The sequence below is a fragment of the Paucibacter sp. B2R-40 genome (assembly GCF_025717555.1).
Classification (GTDB): Bacteria; Pseudomonadota; Gammaproteobacteria; order Burkholderiales; family Burkholderiaceae_C; genus Paucibacter_A.
The window spans coordinates 469,309-491,000 of sequence record NZ_JAJIRP010000001.1; the positions used below are offsets into that span (position 1 = coordinate 469,309).

Consider the following 21,692-nt stretch of genomic DNA (forward strand, 5'->3'; position numbering starts at 1 on the left):
CCTAGTGCTGCACCCGGCTCGCCAGCAGCGCCGCCTCGACGCGGCTGCGCACCTGCAGCTTTTGCAAGATATTGGTCACGTAATGCTTGATCGTCTTCTCTGACAGGAACACGCGCTCGCCGATCTCGCGGTTGGTCAGGCCGGTGCCGATCAGCGCGAGGATCTCGCGCTCGCGCTCGGTCAATTCCTGCAGCGGGTCAGGCGCCCGGCCCTGCGTCAGCGACACCAGCATCTCGGCCGCGATCGACGGCGACACATAGACCTCGCCGGCCACCGCCGCGCGCACGACACGGGCCAGCTCCCGCGCCGACACGCCCTTCAACACATAGCCGCGCGCGCCGGCCTTCAGGGCAGCGAGTAGCTTGTCTTTGTCCTCCGAGCCGGTCAGCATCACGATGGCCGTGGCCGGGCAAGCCATGGCGATTTTTTCGGCCGTCATGATGCCGTTCCAGCCGGGCATGCTGATGTCCAGCAAGACCACCTGTGGCAGCAGGCTTTGGGCCAGCGCGAGCGCCTCTTCGCCCGAGGCGGTCTCGCCGACGACCTTGAAGTCGGGGTCCAGTCCCAGCGAATGCACGACGCCCTGGCGAAACAGCGGATGGTCATCGACGACCAGGATCTCTATCAACTCAGTCATCATCATGTCCGTCTGGATGCAAGGGTAGCGTGACCCGGATGGTGGTGCCTGCAGCAGGCGCGCTGCGTAGCTCGAAAGTGCCGCCCAGCACCTCGACGCGCTGGCGCATGCCGCGCAGGCCCAGCTGCGCCTCAGCCACCGCTGCCTGTGTATCGAAGCCCGGGCCGCTGTCGCTGATCTCGACGTGCAGGTGGGTGCCGTCGTGATGCAACAGCACCCGGCATTGCCGGCCCTGCGCATGGCGATGAGCATTCGACAGCGACTCCTGCAGCAAGCGGTACAAGGTGACCTTGACCCTGAACGAGGGCTCGGGCAAATCGCCTGTGGCGCCTGTGGCTGCGGCGGCGGTCGAGGTCTGCACGTTGACCACCGTGCCGGTCTTGCCCTGGAAGTCGCGCACCACCCGCGCGACCAGCTCGGCTGCACCGAGCGGGCCGATATCAGGCAGTTCGAGGTCGGAAGAGATGGCGCGCAGGTCCAGCAACGCCGACTGCACCGCCAGCCGCGCCGGCTCCAGATGCTTGCTCGACCAGGCCGAGGGCCCGTCAGCGCCGTCACCGGGCGTGGCATCGGCCGCGTTTTGCAACTGCATCAGCGCAAAGCCGAGATCCTGACCCGGCCCATCATGGATGTCAGCGGAGATGCGCTGCAGCAGGTTTTCGTTCAGCGCAGTGGCGCGCTCGGCGGCGCGGATGACGCGCTCCTGCAATTGCTGGTTCTGCTGGTTCAGCTGCGTCAGCTGCAGGACCTTGTCGCTGAGCTCGGCGCGCTGCTGCACGATGGTGCGGCTGCCGCGCCGCACCAGCACGAACAGCATCAGATAGGTCGTCAGCATGCTGCCTGCGACCAGCAACCAGCTGCGCCGCTGCGCCGCACCGGCCTCGCGGTCGACTTCATCCGGCCGCTCGTAGAACTCGGCAGCGGCGATCACCTCGCCGGTGCGGTCCGCGTGAATCGGCGTGTAGGTCTCGATCAGGCGCGGCATCGGCTGGCCATGCTGGGTTTGCTCGGCATTCGAGCGCGCACTGATCTCGGAAAAGATATGCCCGGCCAGCGCATCCGCCAGCCCGTGGTCGATCGGGAACTTGCGCCCCATCGTTGCCGCGTCGTTGCTGTACAGCACCAGACCGTCGGGCCGCCAGATCTTCAGCGAGACGATTTTCTGCCCCAGCGGCGTGTTGGCGAGGTCGGCGCCGATAGCTTCGATATCCGCCGCGCTGAGTACGTCGCCACGTCGCAGCGTCTGCACATGCGGTGCCACGAAGCTGTCGACATAGAGCGCCGTCACCGCGCCGATGCGGTGCACCACGCTGTCCTCGACCTGGCGGCCTACCCACCAGCCAATTGCCAGCGTCGCGCCGAGCAGGATGGGAAAGCTCAACAACAAGAATTGCTCGGACAGAGAACGGTCGGTGAAGAGGTTTTTCATGGAGGGGAATCGGCTGCGCGACTGGATCTGCAATGCTGCATTCGCCAGGGTCGCAAGTGTCGGAAGGGTCGGGCCCGCGCCGTCAGCCTAACCCACTCGAGCGCCCGCCGCCATGGACCAAGGTCTGAAAATTTCCCGACCTTGGCCGGCCCGAATAAGCGCCGTTCAGGCCTGCCATTGCGGCCTCGTCCTGCCTAGCATAGGTCCGGTGAAAAGCAGTCCTGCAAGGGCGGCGCGGCCTGCGCTGCGAGCCGGCGGCTTGCCACCCACGCAACTCAATCGAAGGAGCTAGACATGACGATGAAATCATCCAAGCGGGCGCCCTGGCGCAAATCGGCAGTGAGCCTGGCGGCCTGGCTGGCCCTGCTGACCGTGCCGTTCGGCGTGCAGGCGCAGGTATTCGGCAGCCTTGGCAACTTTGATGCCGTCAACGATACCGGCCACGAGGCTCATGGCTTTGAAATTGAAATTGAGGACTCTTCCTTCGACCGCAGCAAGATCTACAGCGTGTTCGGGCTGGACCGCGACTTCGGCGTGCCGCCGACCTCGGTCGAACGCTACGGCGCCCCGACCATCATCGACCTGCCCGGCTTCGGCGTGCGCATCCGCTACCAGGCCAACTTCGCCAATGGCGCCTGGAGCGTGGGCACGCCGACCGGCCCCTATCCGCTGGCCGGCGACAGCTGCTGGGCGCTGGGCAACCCCTCGTATAACTCCGGCGCATTGACCTGTGACCATTTCGGCATCGGCACCTACGGTTCGCCTGCCAAAGTCAATTACAACTGGTTGGTAGACCCTGGCAATAGCGGCACGCTGACGGCGCAGCAAGCATCCATCCCGGTGGTGAACTTCGCCTACGCAGGCGCGCCGGTGCCGGCGGGGCAAGCGCGGCCTGTGGTGGCCGAAATCGAGGCGCACAAGGCCGAGAACGAATTGTTCGGCACGCCGTTCTGGGTCAAGGTGTTTTCCAAGCATGTTGACCATAACGTCAAACTCGAAGATCTACTGAAGGGTCATGCCGATGTGCCCAAGGACGCCGAAATCGAGACCGAATTTGAGATCTTCCAAGCCGGCGACAACAATGGCAAAAAGCTGGCGAACCTCGCCCTCAACCCGGCCGATGCCGCGCTGGTGCTGCGTTATGAGTTCTACAAATACATCGGCGACCTGAGCGCGTCCGGCGAAGCGCTTTGCAGCGGTGGCGGTGGTGGTGGTGGCGGCGGCGGCGGTGGTGGCCACGGCGGTGGAGGTGGCGGCGCCGGTCCAGCCGATTGCGGCGGGCTGGGCGACTATGTTGGCGCGCAAATGGCGGCTTTCAACGCCGTGCAGCCGCCGCTGGCTGCTGCGGTGCCGGAACCCGGCAGCTTTGCGCTGTTGTTGGCCGGGCTGGCCTACTTCGGGCTGCGCTTGCGGCCGCGGGATTAGGCCATTCGCGCGCTCCAGCGCAGGTATGACGGGCATGGAGCGCTGAACCAAGGGCGTCCGGCAGAGCTGCAAAGCTCTGCCAGGCGTTGCAGTGTGGGCGGGCTCCTAGGAGGGTCAGACTTGGAAAATGATGGCTTAGCCACGCAACGACCGCTGCTTCGGCACGCTGCCTGGAGTTTGGCCAGACGGCCCGCCGAACCTGGAAGCCGGCTCAGCGCCCGGAGCCGCTGCTTGGCCGCCAGGCTGACTGCATGAAAATTTTCTATCAGGCCGGCTGGGCGCGAACCTCAGGCAGCGTAATTTTCCCTTCTATCCTCTCCATCCAGGCTCAAATTTCTTGTTCCTGCAGTAGCCAAGAAGGAATTAGCTAGCCAGGATGGAGGGGATGAAAGCAAAAAACGGGCGAGTGGCCCAAGCCATGCGCAATCCCTGCCAAGAGTTCATTCCGAGTGGCAATACCGGGCACTTGGAAGCCGCGTCAAACCCAGTCTGGCCATGTCACGATGACGAGTGCAAACGCACGAATCGCCTCACCCCAGCGGCGTCACCGTCACCTTCACTTGCAACTGCTGCGCCCCGCCGCCCAGCACGATGCCGCGCATCGGCGTCACGTCGCTGAAGTCGCGGCCCCAACCCAAGGTGATGTGCTCGCCCTGCACCAGGCAGCGGTTGGTCGGGTCAAAGTCAATCCAGCCATGCAGCGGGCAAAACACCGACACCCAGGCATGCGAGGCATCGGCACCGACCAGGCGCGGCTGGCCGGGCTTGGGGTGGGTGAGGATGTAGCCGCTCAAATAGCGCGCCGGCAGGCCCAGGCTGCGCAGGCAGCCAATCATCAGTTGCGCAAAGTCTTGGCAGACGCCGCGGCGGCCGCTCAAGACCTGCTCCAGCGGCGTCGAGATCTCGGTCGCCTCGGCGTCGAACTTGAAGTCGGCAAAGATGCGCTGGGTCAGGTCCAGCGCTGCCTCAAGCACCGGCCGGCCGGGGCGAAAGCTCGGGCGCGCATAGAGCTCCAGCGCCGCGCTCAGCTCGACATGCGGCGAGGCGTAGAGATAACGCGTTGCTTCCAGGGTGTCGGGTGACTGTGCGCGCTGCACCAGGTCACGCGCCAACTCCCAGGGCTTGGAGCCCTGCAGCTGGGCCATGCTGGGCCGCTTGCTCAAACTCACCAGCGACTCGGCATGCACGTTGAGTGTCTTATGCGGCGCCATCAGGGTCAGGCGGCGTGTCGGGTTGCCGAAATAGTCGCGGCCCTCGCTGGCCTCATGTTCGCCGGGACGCACCAAGACCCGGTGCGATTCGGTCGCCTGCAGGGCAAAGCTGCGCGGCGTCAGATGCAGGTATTGCTGAGACAAGGTGACCGGGCTTTGATAGCTGTACTCGGTCTCATGCTCGACCCGGTAGCGGATGCTGGTGGCATTCATCGCTGGGCCGCCTTCTCGCCGGTGTAGCTGAAGAATTGCACGCTGACCAGCTCGGACATCGATTCGGCGGCACGCCGTATGCGCAGCAGCAACTGCGTCAGACGCGCGTTGCCGGGATACAGCTCGGTGGCCGGCGCCAGCGCCAACAGCTGCTCGCGCACGGCCTGCATCTCAGTGCCACCAAAGCTGCTGCTGGTCGTGCAACTGCCGGCGGCCAGCGCAATCTTGTCCATACCCTTGGTGATGCCGTCGAGCTGGAACAGCACCGAGCGCGGGTTGCTGGCGTCCAGCAGCAGCAGGTCCAAGACCGGCAGCCACTCGGGCTGAGCGCGGTAGCGTGCGCGGTAGGTGACGATGCTGTCGGCCAGCTCCAGCAGCCAGTCCAGCTCGCCGTCGGCGTCCATGCTCAAAGCGCTTTGCAAGACCTGGCATTGGTACTGCAAGCGTTCCAGCCGCCGGCCCAGCGACAAAAAGCGCCAGCCCAGATCGCGGTTCATGCCGTCCAGCGCAAAGCCGGCCATCGTCATCGAGGCGGCGGCGGCCTCGTCGAGCAAGGTCATCGCGTCGGCTTGCGACAGACGCTTGGCCTCGGGCGGCGTTTGTTGCAGCATGCGATTGAGGGCGCGCCAGTTGTCTATCGATAGCCGCTCACGTAACTGGCTGGCGCTGCGGTAGAGCTGCTGCTGCTGGCGCGCCAGGCCGGGCACTTCGGGCGACACCACGGCCAGCAGCAAGGCCTGTTCGACCTGCGCGTCGCTCAGTGGCGGCAAACGCTCGGCGGCTTCCTTGTCTTTGGGCGGGTTCTTGCCGTCGAGCAGATGATGTTGCGCGCACAGCGCCTTGACGGTCGGCCACTCGGCGCCTTGAGAAGCGGGGCGCAGGTTGAACAAGAAGTTCAGGCTGACGCGCAACAGGCGTGCGATATTGTCGCAACGCTCGGCATTGCGGCCGAACCAGAACAGGTTCTCGGCTGCGCGGCTCGACACATGGGTGTCGTCGCGCACCAGATCGGCCGCCGTGGTGGTGCGCGAGAGCGGCCGGTGCACGTCTTGCAGTGGCAGCTCGCGCGCCTGCACCCAGGTGTCCTTGCTGCCGCCGCCGCGCTGCAGCGTGATCACGCGCACATCGGGCCCGGTGGCCACGCGCGTCAGGCCGCCGGGCATCACCACATAGCCGGTCGGCGTGGCACAGGCATAGACGCGCAAGCCCATTGCACTGGCGCCCAGGCCACCATGCGAGCCTGCACGTGAGCCATGACCTGGCTTGCTCAAATCGGCGCGCCAGACCGGCGCCTGCGACAGATGCACCAGTTCCTGCGCCACATAGTCGGCCGGATGAGCGCGCAGCTTGGCGATGAAGGCCGCCCGCTCGGCGCCCTTCAGGTCTTGGCCGAAGACGGTGAACTGGCGGCTTTGCGGGAAGCTGGGCTTGATCACCAGCCGGTCCAGCTTGGCGATCACCTGGGCCAAGGCGGCCGGTTCGCCGCACCACCAGGTCGCGACAGATGGCATCTTCAGCGGCGCACCCAGCACGCGCTGCGACAGCGCCGGCAAAAAGCCCAGCAAGGCACCCGACTCCAGCAGATTGGAGCCCAGGCTGTTGGCGATCAAGACATTGCCCAGCCTGGCGGCTTCAATCAGGCCAGGGATGCCGAGGCTGGAATCGGCGCGTAGCTCCAGCGGATCGCAATAGTCATCGTCGACCCGGCGCATGATCACATGCACCCGCTTCATGCCGGACAAGGTCTTGTGCCAGACCATGCCATTGCGCACGGTCAAGTCCGAGCCTTCCACCAGCGGCAAGCCCAGGTGGCGCGCCATATAGGCTTGTTCGTAATAGGTCTCGTTGTAAGGGCCGGGTGTCAGCAAGACGATCAGCGGCGGCTCGCCGGCGCGCAGCGGCGTGCTGCCGCTGTTGGCGCATTGGTGGCCCCAGTAGCTGAGGCTGTCGCGCATTTTGTCGAAGAAGCCGGTCAGGGGACGCACATTCAGGTCGCGCATCAGATCGGGGAAGGTGCGGCCAATCACCGCGCGGTTTTCCAGCGCATAACCGCTGCCGGACGGTGCTTGTGTGCGGTCGGCCACCACCCACCAGCGGCCGCTGGGCGCGCGCGCCAGGTCCACCGCATAGAAGTGCAGGGCAATGCCGTCGCGGTGGCGCATGCCATGGCAGGGGCGCAAGAAGCCGGCATGACCGTGGATCAAGGCCGGCGGCAACTGGCCCTGCTGCAAGAGCAGTTGCGGGCCGTAGACGTCCAGCAAGATCTGATTCAAGAGCGTGGCGCGCTGCGTCACGGCGGCCTCGATCTCGGCCCACTCGTTGTGCGGCAAGATCAGCGGCAGCACGTTCAAGTCCCAGGGCCGGCCGGCGCCACGCGTGTCGGCGTAGACGTTGTAGGTGACGCCGTTTTCGCGCACCTGGCGCTGCACCGCCTCGTCGCGCTCGCGCATCACGCCCGGTGCTTCGCGCGCCAGCGCCGTCAGCAGCGCGCGCCAATGCGGGCGGGGCTGACCGTCGGCGCCCAGCATTTCGTCAAAGCGGTCGGTGGCGGCCGGGTAGCCGGCAAGGAGTCGAGAGGGCACGGTGTGGCGAGCAGGTTCGCGAGGGGACTAGAGGGCCGTGATTATCTCTGCACGCGTGGCCACCACGTTCACAGCGGCTGCCAGCGCAGATCCAGCGTCAGCGGAAAGCTCGGGTTGAGCGGCTCCTTGAACACCGTCATCGGCCCCGGCGTGTGGCCATGTGGCCAGAAGCGCGCGAAGCGCCTCGCCTCGGCCGCATTGGCGTTGACGGGCGAATGCTCCTCGCTGCGCCCGCCCGGATGGACGACGTGATAGGTGCAGCCACCGATCGCGCGGCCACTCCAGGTGTCGACCAGATCAAAGGTCAGCGGCGCTTGCACGCCAATCGTCGGGTGCAAGGCCGACCAGGGGCTCCAGGCGCGGAAGCGCACCGCCGCCACATATTCGCCAGGGATGCCGGTCGGATGCAGCGGCAGCATGCGGCCATTGCAGGCGATCACGTGGCGCCCATCGGTCAGGCCACGCACCAAGAGCTGCATGCGCTCGACCGAGGAGTCGACATAACGCGCCGTGCCACCGGCGGCCATTTCCTCACCCAAGACATTCCAGGGCTCGATCGCCTGCCTCAGCTCCAGCTCCACGCCCTCATAGACGACGGTGCCGAAGCGCGGGAAGCGGAACTCGATGAAAGGGTCGAACCAATGGTCCTCAAAGGCATAGCCGGCCGCACGCAGGTCGCGCGCCACATCGCGGATATCTTGCGCCACAAAATGCGGCAACATCCAGCGGTCATGCAGTGCCGTGCCCCAGTGCACCAGCTTGGCCTGGTAAGGCTGCTGCCAGAAGCGCGCCACCAGCGCGCGCAGCAAGAGCATTTGCAGCAAGCTCATGCGCTCATGCGGCGGCATCTCGAAGGCGCGGAACTCGACCAGGCCCAGGCGCCCGGTCGGGCCGTCGGGCGAGTAGAGCTTGTCGATCGAGAACTCCGAGCGATGCGTGTTGCCGGTCAGGTCGACCAACAGGTTACGCAAGAGGCGGTCAACCATCCAGGGCTTGTCGCCCGGCATCATGCCCGGCAAGACCCGGTCCATCTGCTGGAAGGCGATCGCCAGCTCATACAGATTGTCGTCACGCGCTTCGTCCACGCGCGGCGCCTGGCTGGTCGGGCCGATGAAGGTGCCCGAGAACAGATAGGACAGGGCCGGGTGGTTCTGCCAATAAGTGATCAGGCTTTTGAGCAGATCGGGGCGGCGCAGCATCGGGCTGTCTTCGGCGGTAGCGCCGCCCAAGGTCGCATGGTTGCCTCCGCCGGTGCCGGTGTGGCGGCCGTCGACCATGAACTTCTCGGTGCCCAGGCGGCTCAGCCGCGCCTCTTCATAGAGCGTGCCCATGGTGTAGACCAGCTCGTTCCAGCTTGCCGACGGATGCACATTGACCTCGATCACGCCGGGGTCCGGCGTCACGCTGAGTAGCTTGATGCGGGGGTCGCGTGGCGGGCCATAGCCTTCGATCCACAGCTTGAGCTGCAGCTTGGCGGCACTGGCTTCAACGATCTGCACCAGGGCCAGATAGTCTTCGATGCGTTTGATCGGCGGCATGAAGACATGCAGGCGCCCATCCCGGACTTGCACGCACAGGGCAGTGTGAATGACGTCGCGTGGTGCCGGCGTGGCGTTGTGCTGGCCGGCCAAAGGAGGCGGCGTTGCCTCGGATTCGGCACTGGTCGAGCGACCCAGGGTGGCACGCGCCAGCCGTTTGGCCGCCGCCAGCGCGGCGCGTGGGCCCCGCTGAGTTTCGCGGTCAGCATGGGTCAATTTGACGTCCAGCGTCGCCTTGGCTTCCAGCAGCGCGCTGCGTTCGGCAAAGGGGTCGAGATCGAATTCGGCTTCTTGCTCTTCCGGCAAGACCCAGGGCAGCGAGTTCAGCGGCAGTCGCAGGCCTAAGGGGGAGTCGCCGTCGATCAGGTACAGATGCTCGCGCTTGAGCGGCCAGGCCGAGCTGCGCCAGCTGCTGCTCAGGCTCACGCCGGGCTCAAACGGTGTCGGCGCCAGTGGCAGCACATAGCCCACGACTTCGCCCAGGCCCTTGTCCAGCAAGCGGGCCAGACGGCGGCGCTGCTCGGAGTCGCTCAGATCAGCGAACAGCGGGTTCAAATTGCTCGGCAGGCCCTCTTCGATCTGCGCCTGCTGGCGCACGTCTTCATAGGCGGGAATGGCGCTGGCGGCGGGCAGATGCAGACCCTCCAGCAGCGCGGCCATAAAGCGTTCGGCTTCGGCCTTGCCATAGCCGTCGTTGCTGCCTTCTGCCGAGAACAGCGAGGCGTCGCGCCACATCGGCTGGCCGTCGACCCGCCAATAGATATTCAGCGCCCAGCGCGGCAGCGGCTCGCCCGGGTACCACTTGCCCTGGCCGTAATGCAGCATGCCGCCGGGGGCGAAATGTTTCTTGAGCCGCAGCATCAGCTGGCCGGCCAGCTCGCGTTTGTGCTCGCCATGCGCCTCGGTATTCCATTGCGCGCCGTCCATATCGTCGATGGACACAAAGGTCGGCTCGCCGCCTTGCGTGAGGCGCACATCATTGCGCTTGAGGTCGGCGTCGACCTGCTGGCCCAGGCGGTCTATGGCCTGCCAGTCGGCATCGGAATAGGGCTTGGTGACGCGCGGATCTTCATGGATGCGGGTCACCGTCATCTCATGCACGAAAGTGACTTCGGCCTTGTCGGTGAAGCCGCTGACCGGAGCAGCCGACGAGGGCAGGGCGGTGCAGGCGAGCGGGATATGGCCTTCGCTGGCCAGCATGCCCGAAGTCGGGTCGAGGCCAATCCAGCCGGCGCCGGGGATGTAGACCTCGGTCCAGGCATGCAGATCGGTGAAGTCGACCGCCGTGCCGCTGGGGCCGTCGAGCGAGGCTTGATCGGGCTTGAGCTGGATCAGATAGCCGGACACAAAACGCGCGGCCAGGCCCAGCGAGCGCAGGATCTGCACCAGCAGCCAGGCGCTGTCTCGGCAGGAGCCCGAGGCTTTTTGCAGCGTCTCCTCGGGCGTTTGAATGCCCGGTTCCATGCGCAGCAAATAGCCGATGCGGACCTGCACGCGCTGATTCAGATAGACCAGAAAGTCATTCGTCGGCAGCGACGTGCTGAGCATCTCCGTGCGTACCGCCTCTATCCATTCCTTCAGCATCGGGCCGGGCGGGTCGACCTGCAGATAGGGCCCCAACTCCGCCGCCAGTTGGGCGGGGTAGGCAAAGGGGAAGCGTTCGGCGTACTTTTCGACGAAGAAGTCAAACGGGTTGATCACCGTCATATCGGCGACCAGATCGACGGTGAAGCTGAGCTCTTCGGCCTTCTCGGGGAACACAAAGCGGCCGATGTAATTGCCGTAGGGGTCTTGCTGCCAATTGATGAAATGCTCGGCCGGCTCGACGGTGAGCGAGTAGGAAAGGATGGGCGTGCGCGCATGCGGCGCTGGCCGCAGCCGCACCTCATGCGGTGACAGTGTCACAGCGCGGTCGTAGCGGTAGCTCGTTCGGTGATGCAGTGCGACGCGGATGGCCATGTGTGCCTAATTAGTTAAACCGACGGATTCAAGAAGTCGCGGCTGATACCCACCCCGAGCTTGCCGACGCGATCCAGAAACTGGCTCAGGAAAACATGCAAGCCAGGTTGCAGGATTTCATCGATGCTGGCGAACTCCAGGTCGGCATGGATACGGCCGGCCAAGCGCAGCGTCTCGCCCGACTGGTTGTTGGCGACCCGCTTCAAGTTGCTGAGCAGGCGCGCCATGCAATGCGCCAGCGAGCGCGGCATATCGGGCCGCAGAATCAGCAGCTCGGCCACCTTGTCCGGCGTGATCACATTGCTGTAGACCTTGCGGTAGACCTCAAACGCCGACACCGAGCGCAGCACGGCTGACCAATGGTAGAAGTCGCGCGCCCCAGGGCCGGACGGCTCGGCCGCCGCTTCGAGTGCGTGGAACTTCACGTCCAGCAGCCGTGCGGTGTTGTCGGCCCGCTCCAGGAAGGAGCCGATGCGCAGGAAGTTGAAGGCCTCGTCCTGCAGCATGGTGCCCACCGTCACGCCGCGCGACAGATGCGAGCGGAACTTGACCCATTCGCACAGAGCGGCCGGGTCTTGGCTCAGCAAGCCGTCGGCAATCATCCGTTTGAACTCCAGCCAGGTCTGGTTGGTGGTTTCCCAGACTTCGGTGGTCAACGTGCCGCGCACCGCGCGGGCGTTCTCGCGCGCTTCGCGCAGGCAGCTCAGGATGGACGAGGGGTTGCGTTCGTCGCTGACCATGAAATGCTTGACGCGTTCACTGTCGATTTCGCCCCAGCGGGCTTGATAAGGCCCGGTCAACTCGGAGATCGACAGCAGGCTGCGCCAGCCCTGCTCGGCGGCCTCGGCCGACTGCGGCAGCAGCGAGGTCTGGTAGTTGACGTCCAGCATGCGGGCGGTGTTTTCGGCCCGTTCCATATAACGGGAGAGCCAAAACAGGTGGTCTGCGGTTCTTGAGAGCATTGTTCTTATTCCTTCAATCTTCCAACACCCAAGTGTCTTTAGTACCTCCGCCCTGGCTGCTGTTGACGACCAGCGAGCCCTCTTTCAGCGCCACGCGGGTCAGGCCGCCGGGCACGATTTGCACCTTTTCTCCTGACAGCACAAAAGGCCTCAGGTCGATGTGGCGCGGCGCAATGCCAGCCTCGACAAAGGTCGGGCAGGTCGAGAGGCTCAGCGTTGGCTGGGCGATGTAGTTGCTCGGGTTGGCCAGCAAGCAGGCGCGGAAGTCTTCGATCTCCTGCTTGGTCGCTGCCGGGCCGACCAGCATGCCATAGCCGCCCGCACCATGCACCTCCTTCACCACCAAGTCGGCCAGGTTGTCCAGCACATACTTCAGGTCATCTGCCTCGCGGCAGACATGCGTGGGCACATTGTTCAGGATAGGTTTTTCGCCCAGATAGAACTCGATCATCTTGGGCACATAGGGGTAGATGGACTTGTCATCCGCGATGCCGGTACCGATGCCATTGGCCAGATTGACATTGCCGGCCTTGTAGGCCTCGACCAAGCCCGCGCAGCCCAAGGTCGAATCCTTGCGGAAGACCTTGGGGTCGAGGAAGTCGTCATCGAGGCGCCGGTAGATCACGTCGACCCGCTTCGGGCCGCGCGTGGTGCGCATATAGACGATGCTTTCCTTGACGAACAGGTCTTTGCCTTCGACCAGCTCCACGCCCATTTGTTGCGCCAAAAAGGCATGCTCGAAATAGGCCGAGTTGTACATGCCCGGCGTCAGCACCACCACGGTCGGCTCGCTCTTGGCGTTCATGCTGTGGGGCCCAACGCTGCGCAAGGTTTCGAGCAGCAGGTCGGGGTAATGGGCGACCGGGGCGATGCGGTGCTGCGAGAACAGATCGGGGAACAGCCGCATCATCATCTTGCGGTTTTCCAGCATATAGCTGACGCCGCTGGGCACACGCAGATTGTCTTCCAGTACGTAGTAGCTGCCGCTGCCGTCGGGGTTGGCGGCGCGCACGATGTCGATGCCGGCGATCTGCGAGTAAATATCGCGCGGCACGTCAACGCCCATCATCTCGGGACGGAATTGCGCGTTGTTGAGGATGGGCGCCTCGGGCACGATGCCGGCCTTGATGATCTCCTGGCCGTGGTAGACATCGTGAATGAAACGGTTCAGCGCGGTGACGCGCTGACGCAGGCCGGCTTCCATCTCGCGCCATTCCAGGGCGGGAATGACGCGCGGGATCACGTCGAATGGAATCAGGCGTTCGGTGCCTTCGCCGCTGTCCTTGTCGCCATAAACGGCGAAGGTGATGCCGACGCGGCGGAAGATCACTTCCGCTTCTTCTCGGCGCAAGCGCATGGTTTCTTCGGTTTGGCCGGCCAGCCAGCGCTCGAAGGTTTGGTAATGCGTCCGGGCCGTGGGCCCAGGGAACTCAAAAGTGCCCGGTGCGCCATTGAAGTGCATTTCGTCGAAGCGGGATTTCATTCATGCTCTCCTTTGTCTTTGATGTGTGAGCAATATCCGGGCCATGCGCTCGCTGGTGCGTGCGAAAGCGCCTTGCGTTCAAAATCGGGCCTCGCTGCACCAGCATGGTCGCATGCGTCGCACCATCTTGGTGTTGACTGTTGCGCCGGCCGATGACAATTGAGCCAGTGCGGGAAAGTGCGTCCTGACAGAGTGGAACGCGCACCGCATAATGGCGACCCGCAGCGCAATACCGGCTGACGGCTGCCTTTTTAGTGCCCGCGCTGGCCCCGCTCAAACCGGAGCCTTCCATGCTCAGATTCCAATTCACCGTTGAGCTGAGCTACGAGATCGAAGCGCCGGGTTGCGATTTCATTTTCAATCTGCATGCCGCACAAACGCCGCAGCAGACCGTGCTGCAAGAAACGCTCAGCAATAGCCAGGGCGTCAACTCCGTGCTCTACGTCGACGCGCTGACCCAGACCCGCTACCTGCGCCTGCAGGCGCAGGCCGGCCAGCTGACGATGAACTACAGCGCCAGCGTTGATCTGGACCATGTGCTGACGCCGCCAGAGCTGCTGAGCGAACTGGCCGTGGCCGATCTGCCTGGCGCTGTCCTGCCCTTTGTCTACCCCAGCCGCTATTGCGAGTCGGACCGGCTGTACCGGCTGGCGGTGCAGGAGTTCGGCAAGCTGCCCAAGGGCTATGGCCGGGTGCTGGCGATCCGTGACTGGGTGCAGGCGCGCACCAGTTTCCAGGCCAACTCGTCCACCGGCACCACCACGGCGGTGGATACGCTGGTGGACCGCGCCGGTGTCTGCCGCGATTTCGCCCACCTGATGATTGCCCTGTGCCGGGCCTTGAACATGCCGGCCCGCTTCGTCACTGGCATCGATTACGGGCTGGACTTGAGCCTGCGCGCACAGGATTTTCATGCCTATGTGGAGGTCTATCTGGGTCAGCGCTGGTATTTGTTCGACCCCTCGGGCGTGTCGATCCCGATGGCTTTGATTCGCATCGGCACCGGCCGCGACGCCGCCGACACGGCCTTCGCCACCATCTTCGGCGGCGTGCGCGGCGCTTCGCCGGTGATCCACATCGAGGCTGTCGCTAACGCCCAAGGTCAAGTGGTGCTGCCCGAGCATGTGAAGCAGGGCCTGTCGACTGCGAATTGAACGCCGCCTGCCGCACTGCGCCGGAGTCCTATGGCGCAGTGCGTCATATGCTGGAGGGCGCAGTGTTGGCGGTGCTGAGCAATACAAGCGCGCAGATGCCGAGCTTGCAGATCGAGTCCTGGGCGATGGTGCTGTCGGATGTGGCGGCGACCGACCGACCCTGCAGATTGGGCCCGCGTCAACTGGCGATTGAAGGGCAGCGGCCGGAGCTCTTTGGGCCAGCAAGTCGAGAAGCAGTCTCTGGCTCCGGGCCGGACCGTCATAGCGGGTGTAGGGGCCCTGGCTGGCATTCGCAGTCAGTCAGGTAATCAATCCGGTCCATGCCCATAGCTGAACGCCCGAGTGATGGCCCAAGCGTTTCCTTGCTGATGCCACAAGATCGTAAATTCGGCGCGTCCCTCACAAGGGTGCGTCGCGCCGCCAGCCTTGAAGTGGCAGAACTGGTGCACGCCACGCGCCAACGCCCCATAGTCCTTGATCGGCCATACCTTGAGCGTGCCCGGGACCAACTCGCGTTGGAATTTTCCGCACACGTTCTGCCTCGTTTGGGAAATCATCGCGTCGCGCGTCCAGGTCACCCCGCCAAGGTCGTGATAGAACTCGACTTCAGGGGCGAAGTAGCTCGCGTATTCGTCCAACTTGCCGCTTGCGCTGCAGTCGTTGAAGGCTGCAAACGCAGCGCTGTCAAGCGCGGCGATCGTCGCCGTGAGCTCCGCTTCGGGCGAGGCATGGGCCGCGTTTGCGGCGATCAGACTAGCCGCAAGCAGCAGGCGCGGGATTGGATTCATGGTGATCCTTGCGAAGTAGGAATGCCGGACTGTGCTGTGATGGGCGGTCATCAGGCAAGCATGGCGAGACCATCGGCTGGCATGTGGTGATAGGCCGCAGCAGCGGCCGACGAGCATGGTCGGCAAAGCGCAAGGCCTGACCCTCTGGCCCGTTTTGCTTTTCTTTATCCCTTTCATCCTGGCCAGAGATTTTCTCCGTCGCCGCGCGCCCAGCTTCGCCTTGCCAGACAATTTTTAGATGGCGCCCGTGACCACGAAAGAACCTGAGCCAGGATGGAGGGGCAGAACGGGAAGAAGGGGGAGAAAGGGAATCCGGGGCTAACTGCGCGGGCTGAAGATCTCGCACAGCCGGCTACCTGCACTTTGCTGGCACGGCCCCCAGGTCAAAACCAGTCCTGCGCTTTCATCATCAATGCAAATGTTCCCGCCATGCGCTGGGTGCTTGGCCCGTCCAACGTCGGAAGGCGCGCGTAAAGCTGGAGATCTCCGCAAAGCCAAGGATAAAGGCGACGTCCTGCACATCATGCTCGGGGTCGCGCAAGAGGTTCTGCGCCAACTCCAGGCGCGTCTGTTGCAGCAACTCGGCGAAACCGAACTGCTCCACTTCGAGCCGGCGCTGCAAGGTGCGTTCGGTCATGTGCATGCGCTCGGCCACCGCTGCGCGCGAGATGTGGCCCGAAGGCAGCATGGTCAGCAAATGGGCCCGCACTCGGTGGTGGGTGGCGCCGCTGTTCAATTCGGCCAGCGTGGCCGCCAAAATCTTCTCCGCGCTCAAGGCCATGCCGGGGTGGCCGCCGGGCAGCGGCGCGTCTAGCTGCGAGGCCGTGAAGGCCACCGCCGTGCAGGTCGCGTCCACCTCGACCGCGCAGCCCAGGCTGGCCGCCAGCAGCGCCGTGCCGGCATTGCGCCCATGGGCCAGACGCACGGCCGTGGGCGTGAAGGCTTGGCCGCTGGCGCCGGCATAGGCGCTGCGGCACATTGCGCCGACCACGCCGGCCCAGGTGTCATGGGTGAGCGCCAGCACACCGGGGCTGGCGTGATACTGCAGCCAGACCAGTTCGCCTTCTTGTTGCACGCGTAATACCGCAATAGAGCTGACCAAATCGTAGTAGCGCACCAAACGCCGGGTTGCCTCGCGCAAGCTGGTGCTGGCCAACCAGGCCATGCCCAGCAGCCCCAAGGCACGCAGATTGAATTGCCCGGCTATCTCCACGGCCAGTCCGGGATCATGCTCGCAGGCGGCCTCGGCCAAACGCCAGAACTGGATGGAGTCGCGCTGGCTGATGCGGCTGCGCTGATCGAGCAATTGCTGCGGGCTGATATTGGCGCGACGCAGCAAAGCGTCGCCGTCCAAGCCGCGCAGCAGCAAGGTCTGATGCAGCGGCAGCAGCAGCCCGCTGGAGACGCCATCACGTTGTCGAGTGAGTTTGGGCACGCTGGGGCAACTCCATTTCAATCTGCAGAAACAACAGTAACGTCGATCTTAGCCGGCTTGCCTTTTCGGCGGGGCGTCTTAAAAACCGACGATTGTCCGGAACTGTCAAAGCCCTGGCTTCTTCGGACATGGGGAAAACCCTGACTATTTTTTAGCATGCTTCACATGGCCGCTGTAGTTGGCGGGCCAGCACAGCCAATCTGGAGATGCGATGTTTGACTCAGGGCCTAAATCACCTAAACCACCCAAGGCGTTGGGTTTTCAATTGCCGGTCGATGCCCGTATCGAGACGGTGTTTGCGCTGCTCAATCAGCGCCCGGAGTTTGCGCGCATCGGTGCGGAGTGCGTGTTCGCAAGAGATGAAGTCGCGGCGTTGTTGAAGCTGTCGGGCGACCCCTGGACGGCCGCCATGCTGGCCGAGTTGGCGAATGCACGCTGGCAGGCGGAGGCCGTGGCCGAGAGTACGCGCTATGACAAGGTGGTGCTCAGCTTGCTGGGTACCGTGCGCACGCGTGACCATACCCTGCGCTTGATGAGGCGGGCCGTCAATCGACCGATCGAGGCCGCAATGTTGCAAGCGCAGGAGTTGCTGAGCCGAATTCAAGCCGACAAAATGCCTTTGACCGAAGCCGCCCGCCGGCAAATGGATGAAAACCTGCTGGGCCTGCAAAGCGCCTGGTTGCTTTACAGCGATCGCCTGTTGGCAGCCTATATGCTGCTGCGTGACCAGCCCACAGCTACCAGCGCGCCAGCGCGGCCCGAGCCCGCCAGCCAGCGGGCTGCCGAGACCCGGCCCGGCAGCGTGGAGTCAGAGCCGTTGAGGCGCCGCCACACCGACGGCTTGCCGACCCTGCACTGAGGGCGATATGCTCGCGCGGCGCACGAGGCCGACTCGGCGCCGGGTCGTGCGCCGTTGATATTTCTTCGCGACGCTTACCCGCCGACCGTTCTGTCCGGGTGCCTGTCAATGCGCGTTATCAATGCCGTCCTGAGTCTTTCCCCCGCTGCTGGCCTGCGTGGCCAACGGCAAGTTTGGCGGATGGTGCTGGGCTTGGTATTGCTGGCATGCGGCCCCGGTCTTGCGGCTGCGCAGGTGCCGGCAGTGACAACAGCGCAAGCCGCCTCGTCCGCCAACAGCTCTGCACCTTCGACGCCGGAGGCGGCGGTGGTCATTTTCAACCGCACCATCGCGGTCTACAGGGCGCCGTTTCTCGGCGTTAGCCCAAGCGAACGGGCTCGCCGCACGCATCTGTATATGAACGAGGTGCTGGCACGCACAGGTGCCGGCGAGGTGACGGTCAAGCACGAGCCGCAAGGCCGCATCGTGATGATTGACGGCGAGATGGCCTTGGTCTTGACGCCCGAGGATGTGGACGTGAATGGGTCCAAGACCTTGGACGAGACCGCCGCAGCGGCCAAATTCCAGCTCGAACAGGTGATTGCCGAGACGCGCGAGAGTCGCGACGAATCGCGCCTGCTGCGCGGCCTGCTGATCGCCGCCGTCGCGACCTTGGTGTTTGTCGGCCTGGTCGTGCTGTTGCGGCGCGGTCAGCGTGCGCTGGCCGCCTGGTTGGCCGGGCAGATGAGTCGGCGCGCGGCCGAGCTTGAAGTCGCCGGCACTCAACTGCTGCAGGGAGACAAGGTCTTGACGGCGGTCAGCTTTGTCGTGCGCGGCGCGGGCTGGGCCTTGCTGGCGCTGCTCAGCTATGAATGGCTGAGCCTGGTCTTGAGCCAGTTCCCCTACACCAGGCCCTGGGGTGAGCAACTCAGCGGTTACTTGTGGCAGGTGGTGCTGCGCCTGGCCGGCGGTATTTTGGGTGCCTTGCCGGACCTGTTTGTGGCGCTGCTGATCTTTTTGCTGGCGCGGGCCGTGGTCAATTTGGTCAACCCTATTTTCAACCGCATCGAGCGCGGCGAGGCTTCGCTGGGCTGGCTGGACCGCGACACCGTGCGGCCCTCGCGGCGCATCATCAGCACCGGCATCTGGCTGTTCGCGCTGGTGATGGCCTACCCCTATTTGCCCGGCTCCAGCAGCGAGGCCTTCAAGGGCGTCTCGGTGCTCCTGGGGCTGATGATCTCGCTCGGCGCATCCAGCATCGTGGGCCAGGGTGCCAGCGGCATGATCTTGATGTTCACGCGCACCATCCGCGTCGGCGAGTACGTGCGAATTGACGGTAACGAGGGCACCATCACCGAGTTGGGTATGTTCAACACGCGCATCCGCACGGGCCTGGGCGAAGAGTTGTCGATCCCGAATTCCTTGGTGATGGGCTCGGTGACGAAAAATTACTCGCGCGCCGTCAAGGGCCCCGGCTTCATCGTCGACACCACCGTAACGATTGGTTATGACACGCCCTGGCGGCAGGTCGAGGCGATGCTGATCGAGGCGGCGCATCGCACGCCTGGTGTGTTGGTCAACCCCTCGGCGCGGGTGTTCCAGACCGCACTGTCGGACTTTTACCCCGAGTACCGCCTGGTCTGCCAGGCCGTGCCCAGCCAGCCGCGGCCGCGCGCCGAGGTCTTGAGCGCCTTGCACGCCAATATTCAGGATGTGTTCAATGAATATGGCGTGCAGATCATGTCGCCGCATTATTTGGGCGACCCGGCCGAGGCCAAGTTTGTGCCCAAGACAGCTTGGTTTGCGGCGCCGGCCAAGGGCGGCTGAACGCGACTATTTGGCGGCGATTCGCTGGCCCAGCATGCGCCGCAAGACACCGTCTTTGTAGACCAGATGATGTTTGAGCGCACCGGCGACATGCAAGAGCAGCGCCAGGATCAGCAAATAGCCGATCCACTCATGCATGGCCTCGCCGAACTCGGCCACGCTCTCGTTATAGGGCAGGGCCTCGTTCGGCTTGTCTGCGCTGTGCTGGCTGGGCACGATTTGAAGGCCGAAGACGGCGATGCCGTGGCCGCCGGCGCCCGAATTCATCATGCCGCTGATCGGCATCAGCAGCGTTGCCGTGATCAGCAGCCAGTGCACCAGCTTGGCCATGCGGTGCTCTAGCGGGGAGCCCCCGGCCAGTTGCGCGGGCCAGCCGTTCTTGACGCGCCAGACCACGCGGGCCAGGATCAAAACAAACATCAGCACGCCGACCGACTTGTGTATCGGGTAGAGCACCCAGACTTCGGCATTGCTCATGTAGAGGCCCACAGCGGTGAGCGCGATCATGCCCAGGCCAACCAGCCAATGCAGAGCGACGGAAGCGGGGCTGAGTTTGGCGGCGGTATCCATGGACGTAGTTTGTTAGTTGTGGACTGGACATTCTGGCAGTCTTTGGTGGCGGGGCTGATGGTCATAGGGCCTGTCACCGCGCTGTGTTTACACTGCGCCCTCAAACCTGCCGGGACTCGCCTTAGTTCATGAACGACATCGCCGCCCAATTGAACCTGCTGCGCCCACAGTTGCTGAAGTTTGCGCAAATGCAATTGCGCAATGCGGCTTGGGCCGAAGATGCCGTCTCCGAGACGCTGCTGGTGGCAATCGAGAAGCCGCAAAGTTTCAGCGGCCTGTCCCAGCTCAAGACCTGGCTGATCGGCATCCTCAAGCACAAGCTGGTCGATCAGATCCGCCGCAACTGCCGCGAGATGTCAAGCACGCAAGAAGACGCCGAGGATCTCGACGAGGATTTGTTCAAGGCCGATGGTCATTGGCGCGAGCGGCCCAAGGACTGGGGCGACCCCGACCATTGCTTGCGTCAAGTCGACTTTATGAAGGTAATGGAGGCCTGCGTCGAGCACCTGCCCGGGCAGCAAGGCCGGCTCTTCATGATGCGGGAATGGTTGGAGTTGGATACTGAGGAAATTTGCCAGCAGCTGAGCATCAGCCCGAGCAATCTGTGGGTGATGTTGCACCGGGCGCGGCTGCGTCTGCGCGAGTGTCTGCAACTGAATTGGTTTGATGCGCAGGAATTGCAGGCGGGGGTGGCGACATGATTGGCCTGCCCAATTGCAAAGAAATCACGCGCCTGGTGCTGGAGGGTGAAGAGCGCCCACTCGGCCGAGCCGAGAAACTTGTCGTTCGAGCGCATTACCTGATCTGCCGGGGCTGCACCAATTTCGGCAAGCAAGTCGAGCTGATGCGCAAGGCTTCGGCGCGCTGGCGCAATTATTCCGAAGACTGAAGCTTGAAGGGCGTAAGGTTTTAGAGTTTCGAACGACCAAGCGGTGCTGTCATTGCATTGCCCAAGGGAGTTCACCGTGTGTACAAGCAACTCATCAACGCCCATTCGTCGGGGCAGGTGCCGAACGGCACAACAATTGGCTCGCAAGCCGCGTTGATGCGCGCGCCAATCGTGCGCATTTTTGCGCTGGCCGTCATCCTGCTCCTGCTCTGGAGTCTGGTTCGACTCACGGGCTTGCAGGTCTTTTTCACGCAGGCCCGGTTGCAGGAGGTCTTGCTGGGGCACCCAGTCCTTGCCGTGTTCGGATTTAGTCTGCTCTTCATGGGCGGCAATTTGGTGCAGGTGCCAGGTTTGCTTTTTCTTGCCGCTGCTGAACTCACCCTAGGGCCACTGAGGGGTGCAGCGCTGACCTATTTGGCGGCCTGCCTCGCCTGTATCAGCACCTTTGCTGTGAGCAGAACGATCGGTGGCGATGCGCTGCGCTGTTGGGATTCGGGAAGCCTAGGGCGGAGCCTGTTTGCGCAACTCGACCGCCGCCCCACGCTCACCGTGTTCGGCCTGCGCCTGTTGTTTCAGACGGTGCCGGCCTTGAACTACAGCTTGGCTTTGTCCGGCATTCGATTTCGGCACTACTTTTGGGGCACGCTGCTCGGCCTGCCTTTGCCCATCTTGCTTTACAGCATCTTCATCGAGCAAGTGGCGGGGTGGCTGCATCTCGCCGCGCCGTGATTCGCCTCAAGGTCCGCTGCTGC

General features: G+C 64.0%; 17 protein-coding genes. 7 read left to right on the forward strand and 10 right to left on the reverse strand.

Translation table 11 applies throughout. The features are described from left to right. Position 1: 1 nt before the first annotated feature. Both LNV09_RS02045 and LNV09_RS02050 read right to left on the reverse strand, forming a co-directional pair. Positions 2–637 (reverse strand): response regulator, encoded by a 636-nt coding sequence (locus tag LNV09_RS02045; RefSeq protein ID WP_263555403.1) that lies wholly within the window; start codon positions 635–637, stop codon positions 2–4. Beyond that, positions 630–2,066, reverse strand: coding sequence for a sensor histidine kinase (locus LNV09_RS02050; RefSeq protein ID WP_263555404.1), 1,437 nt, complete (start codon positions 2,064–2,066; stop codon positions 630–632). The genes LNV09_RS02045 and LNV09_RS02050 overlap by 8 nt, the downstream gene beginning before the upstream one ends. Before the next feature lie 294 nt (positions 2,067–2,360). On the opposite strand from LNV09_RS02050, the gene LNV09_RS02055 reads away from it, so the two are divergent. Then, positions 2,361–3,491 (forward strand): PEP-CTERM sorting domain-containing protein, encoded by a 1,131-nt coding sequence (locus LNV09_RS02055; RefSeq protein WP_263555405.1) that lies wholly within the window; start codon positions 2,361–2,363, stop codon positions 3,489–3,491. A gap of 530 nt (positions 3,492–4,021) precedes the next feature. Here the strand turns inward: LNV09_RS02055 and LNV09_RS02060 are convergent. The 5 genes from LNV09_RS02060 to LNV09_RS02080 all read right to left on the reverse strand — a co-directional run bounded on the left by LNV09_RS02060 (position 4,022) and on the right by LNV09_RS02080 (position 13,439). Continuing rightward, a complete protein-coding gene (locus tag LNV09_RS02060) occupies positions 4,022–4,915 on the reverse strand; it encodes a transglutaminase family protein (RefSeq protein ID WP_263555406.1) in 894 nt (297 codons plus the stop codon). Continuing rightward, on the reverse strand, positions 4,912–7,497 hold the full coding sequence (locus LNV09_RS02065; protein WP_263555407.1) for a circularly permuted type 2 ATP-grasp protein: 2,586 nt from the start codon (positions 7,495–7,497) through the stop codon (positions 4,912–4,914). The genes LNV09_RS02060 and LNV09_RS02065 overlap by 4 nt, the downstream gene beginning before the upstream one ends. 68 nt (positions 7,498–7,565) lie before the next feature. Next, on the reverse strand, positions 7,566–10,994 hold the full coding sequence (locus LNV09_RS02070; RefSeq protein ID WP_263555408.1) for a transglutaminase family protein: 3,429 nt from the start codon (positions 10,992–10,994) through the stop codon (positions 7,566–7,568). A gap of 14 nt (positions 10,995–11,008) precedes the next feature. Then, positions 11,009–11,956 (reverse strand): alpha-E domain-containing protein, encoded by a 948-nt coding sequence (locus LNV09_RS02075; RefSeq protein ID WP_263555409.1) that lies wholly within the window; start codon positions 11,954–11,956, stop codon positions 11,009–11,011. Positions 11,957–11,969: 13 nt separating this feature from the next. Further along, positions 11,970–13,439 carry a circularly permuted type 2 ATP-grasp protein gene (locus LNV09_RS02080; RefSeq protein WP_411969191.1) on the reverse strand — a complete coding sequence of 490 codons (1,470 nt, stop codon included), beginning with the start codon at positions 13,437–13,439 and terminating at the stop codon, positions 11,970–11,972. A 290-nt stretch (positions 13,440–13,729) separates the two neighbouring features. On the opposite strand from LNV09_RS02080, the gene LNV09_RS02085 reads away from it, so the two are divergent. After that, a complete protein-coding gene (locus tag LNV09_RS02085) occupies positions 13,730–14,593 on the forward strand; it encodes a transglutaminase-like domain-containing protein (RefSeq protein WP_263555410.1) in 864 nt (287 codons plus the stop codon). Positions 14,594–14,901: 308 nt separating this feature from the next. Here the strand turns inward: LNV09_RS02085 and LNV09_RS02090 are convergent, their stop codons facing one another. After that, a complete protein-coding gene (locus LNV09_RS02090) occupies positions 14,902–15,381 on the reverse strand; it encodes a nuclear transport factor 2 family protein (RefSeq protein WP_263555411.1) in 480 nt (159 codons plus the stop codon). A gap of 409 nt (positions 15,382–15,790) precedes the next feature. Then, entirely contained in the window at positions 15,791–16,816 is a 1,026-nt protein-coding gene (locus LNV09_RS02095) for an AraC family transcriptional regulator (RefSeq protein WP_263555412.1), read from the reverse strand. Between the two features lie 211 nt (positions 16,817–17,027). On the opposite strand from LNV09_RS02095, the gene LNV09_RS02100 reads away from it, so the two are divergent. Both LNV09_RS02100 and LNV09_RS02105 read left to right on the forward strand, forming a co-directional pair. Beyond that, a complete protein-coding gene (locus LNV09_RS02100; protein WP_263555413.1) occupies positions 17,028–17,675 on the forward strand; it encodes a hypothetical protein in 648 nt (215 codons plus the stop codon). A 108-nt stretch (positions 17,676–17,783) separates the two neighbouring features. After that, positions 17,784–19,481: a mechanosensitive ion channel family protein gene (locus LNV09_RS02105; protein WP_263555414.1), complete on the forward strand. Its 1,698-nt coding sequence runs from the start codon at positions 17,784–17,786 to the stop codon at positions 19,479–19,481. A 6-nt stretch (positions 19,482–19,487) separates the two neighbouring features. On the opposite strand, the gene LNV09_RS02110 is transcribed toward LNV09_RS02105, so the two are convergent. Further along, entirely contained in the window at positions 19,488–20,051 is a 564-nt protein-coding gene (locus tag LNV09_RS02110) for a cytochrome b (protein ID WP_263555415.1), read from the reverse strand. Between the two features lie 128 nt (positions 20,052–20,179). On the opposite strand from LNV09_RS02110, the gene LNV09_RS02115 reads away from it, so the two are divergent. From LNV09_RS02115 to LNV09_RS02125, 3 genes are all read left to right on the forward strand, one after another. Next, positions 20,180–20,752: a sigma-70 family RNA polymerase sigma factor gene (locus LNV09_RS02115; protein WP_263555416.1), complete on the forward strand. Its 573-nt coding sequence runs from the start codon at positions 20,180–20,182 to the stop codon at positions 20,750–20,752. Next, positions 20,749–20,940: an anti-sigma factor family protein gene (locus LNV09_RS02120; RefSeq protein ID WP_263555417.1), complete on the forward strand. Its 192-nt coding sequence runs from the start codon at positions 20,749–20,751 to the stop codon at positions 20,938–20,940. Before LNV09_RS02115 ends, LNV09_RS02120 begins: the two co-directional genes overlap by 4 nt. 78 nt (positions 20,941–21,018) lie before the next feature. Further along, complete coding sequence (locus LNV09_RS02125; RefSeq protein WP_263555418.1) at positions 21,019–21,669, forward strand: TVP38/TMEM64 family protein; 651 nt, start codon at positions 21,019–21,021, stop codon at positions 21,667–21,669. Positions 21,670–21,692 lie beyond the last annotated feature (23 nt).

What these genes read in the sequence shown, in the direction of transcription:
- LNV09_RS02045 (WP_263555403.1), bottom strand. Translation starts at nt 637, where the DNA reads ATGACTGAGTTGATAGAGATCCTGGTCGTCGATGACCATCCGCTGTTT.
- LNV09_RS02050 (WP_263555404.1), bottom strand. Translation starts at nt 2,066, where the DNA reads ATGAAAAACCTCTTCACCGACCGTTCTCTGTCCGAGCAATTCTTGTTG.
- LNV09_RS02055 (WP_263555405.1), top strand. Translation starts at nt 2,361, where the DNA reads ATGACGATGAAATCATCCAAGCGGGCGCCCTGGCGCAAATCGGCAGTG.
- LNV09_RS02060 (WP_263555406.1), bottom strand. Translation starts at nt 4,915, where the DNA reads ATGAATGCCACCAGCATCCGCTACCGGGTCGAGCATGAGACCGAGTAC.
- LNV09_RS02070 (WP_263555408.1), bottom strand. Translation starts at nt 10,994, where the DNA reads ATGGCCATCCGCGTCGCACTGCATCACCGAACGAGCTACCGCTACGAC.
- LNV09_RS02075 (WP_263555409.1), bottom strand. Translation starts at nt 11,956, where the DNA reads ATGCTCTCAAGAACCGCAGACCACCTGTTTTGGCTCTCCCGTTATATG.
- LNV09_RS02080 (WP_411969191.1), bottom strand. Translation starts at nt 13,439, where the DNA reads ATGAAATCCCGCTTCGACGAAATGCACTTCAATGGCGCACCGGGCACT.
- LNV09_RS02085 (WP_263555410.1), top strand. Translation starts at nt 13,730, where the DNA reads ATGCTCAGATTCCAATTCACCGTTGAGCTGAGCTACGAGATCGAAGCG.
- LNV09_RS02090 (WP_263555411.1), bottom strand. Translation starts at nt 15,381, where the DNA reads ATGAATCCAATCCCGCGCCTGCTGCTTGCGGCTAGTCTGATCGCCGCA.
- LNV09_RS02100 (WP_263555413.1), top strand. Translation starts at nt 17,028, where the DNA reads ATGTTTGACTCAGGGCCTAAATCACCTAAACCACCCAAGGCGTTGGGT.
- LNV09_RS02105 (WP_263555414.1), top strand. Translation starts at nt 17,784, where the DNA reads ATGCGCGTTATCAATGCCGTCCTGAGTCTTTCCCCCGCTGCTGGCCTG.
- LNV09_RS02110 (WP_263555415.1), bottom strand. Translation starts at nt 20,051, where the DNA reads ATGGATACCGCCGCCAAACTCAGCCCCGCTTCCGTCGCTCTGCATTGG.
- LNV09_RS02115 (WP_263555416.1), top strand. Translation starts at nt 20,180, where the DNA reads ATGAACGACATCGCCGCCCAATTGAACCTGCTGCGCCCACAGTTGCTG.
- LNV09_RS02120 (WP_263555417.1), top strand. Translation starts at nt 20,749, where the DNA reads ATGATTGGCCTGCCCAATTGCAAAGAAATCACGCGCCTGGTGCTGGAG.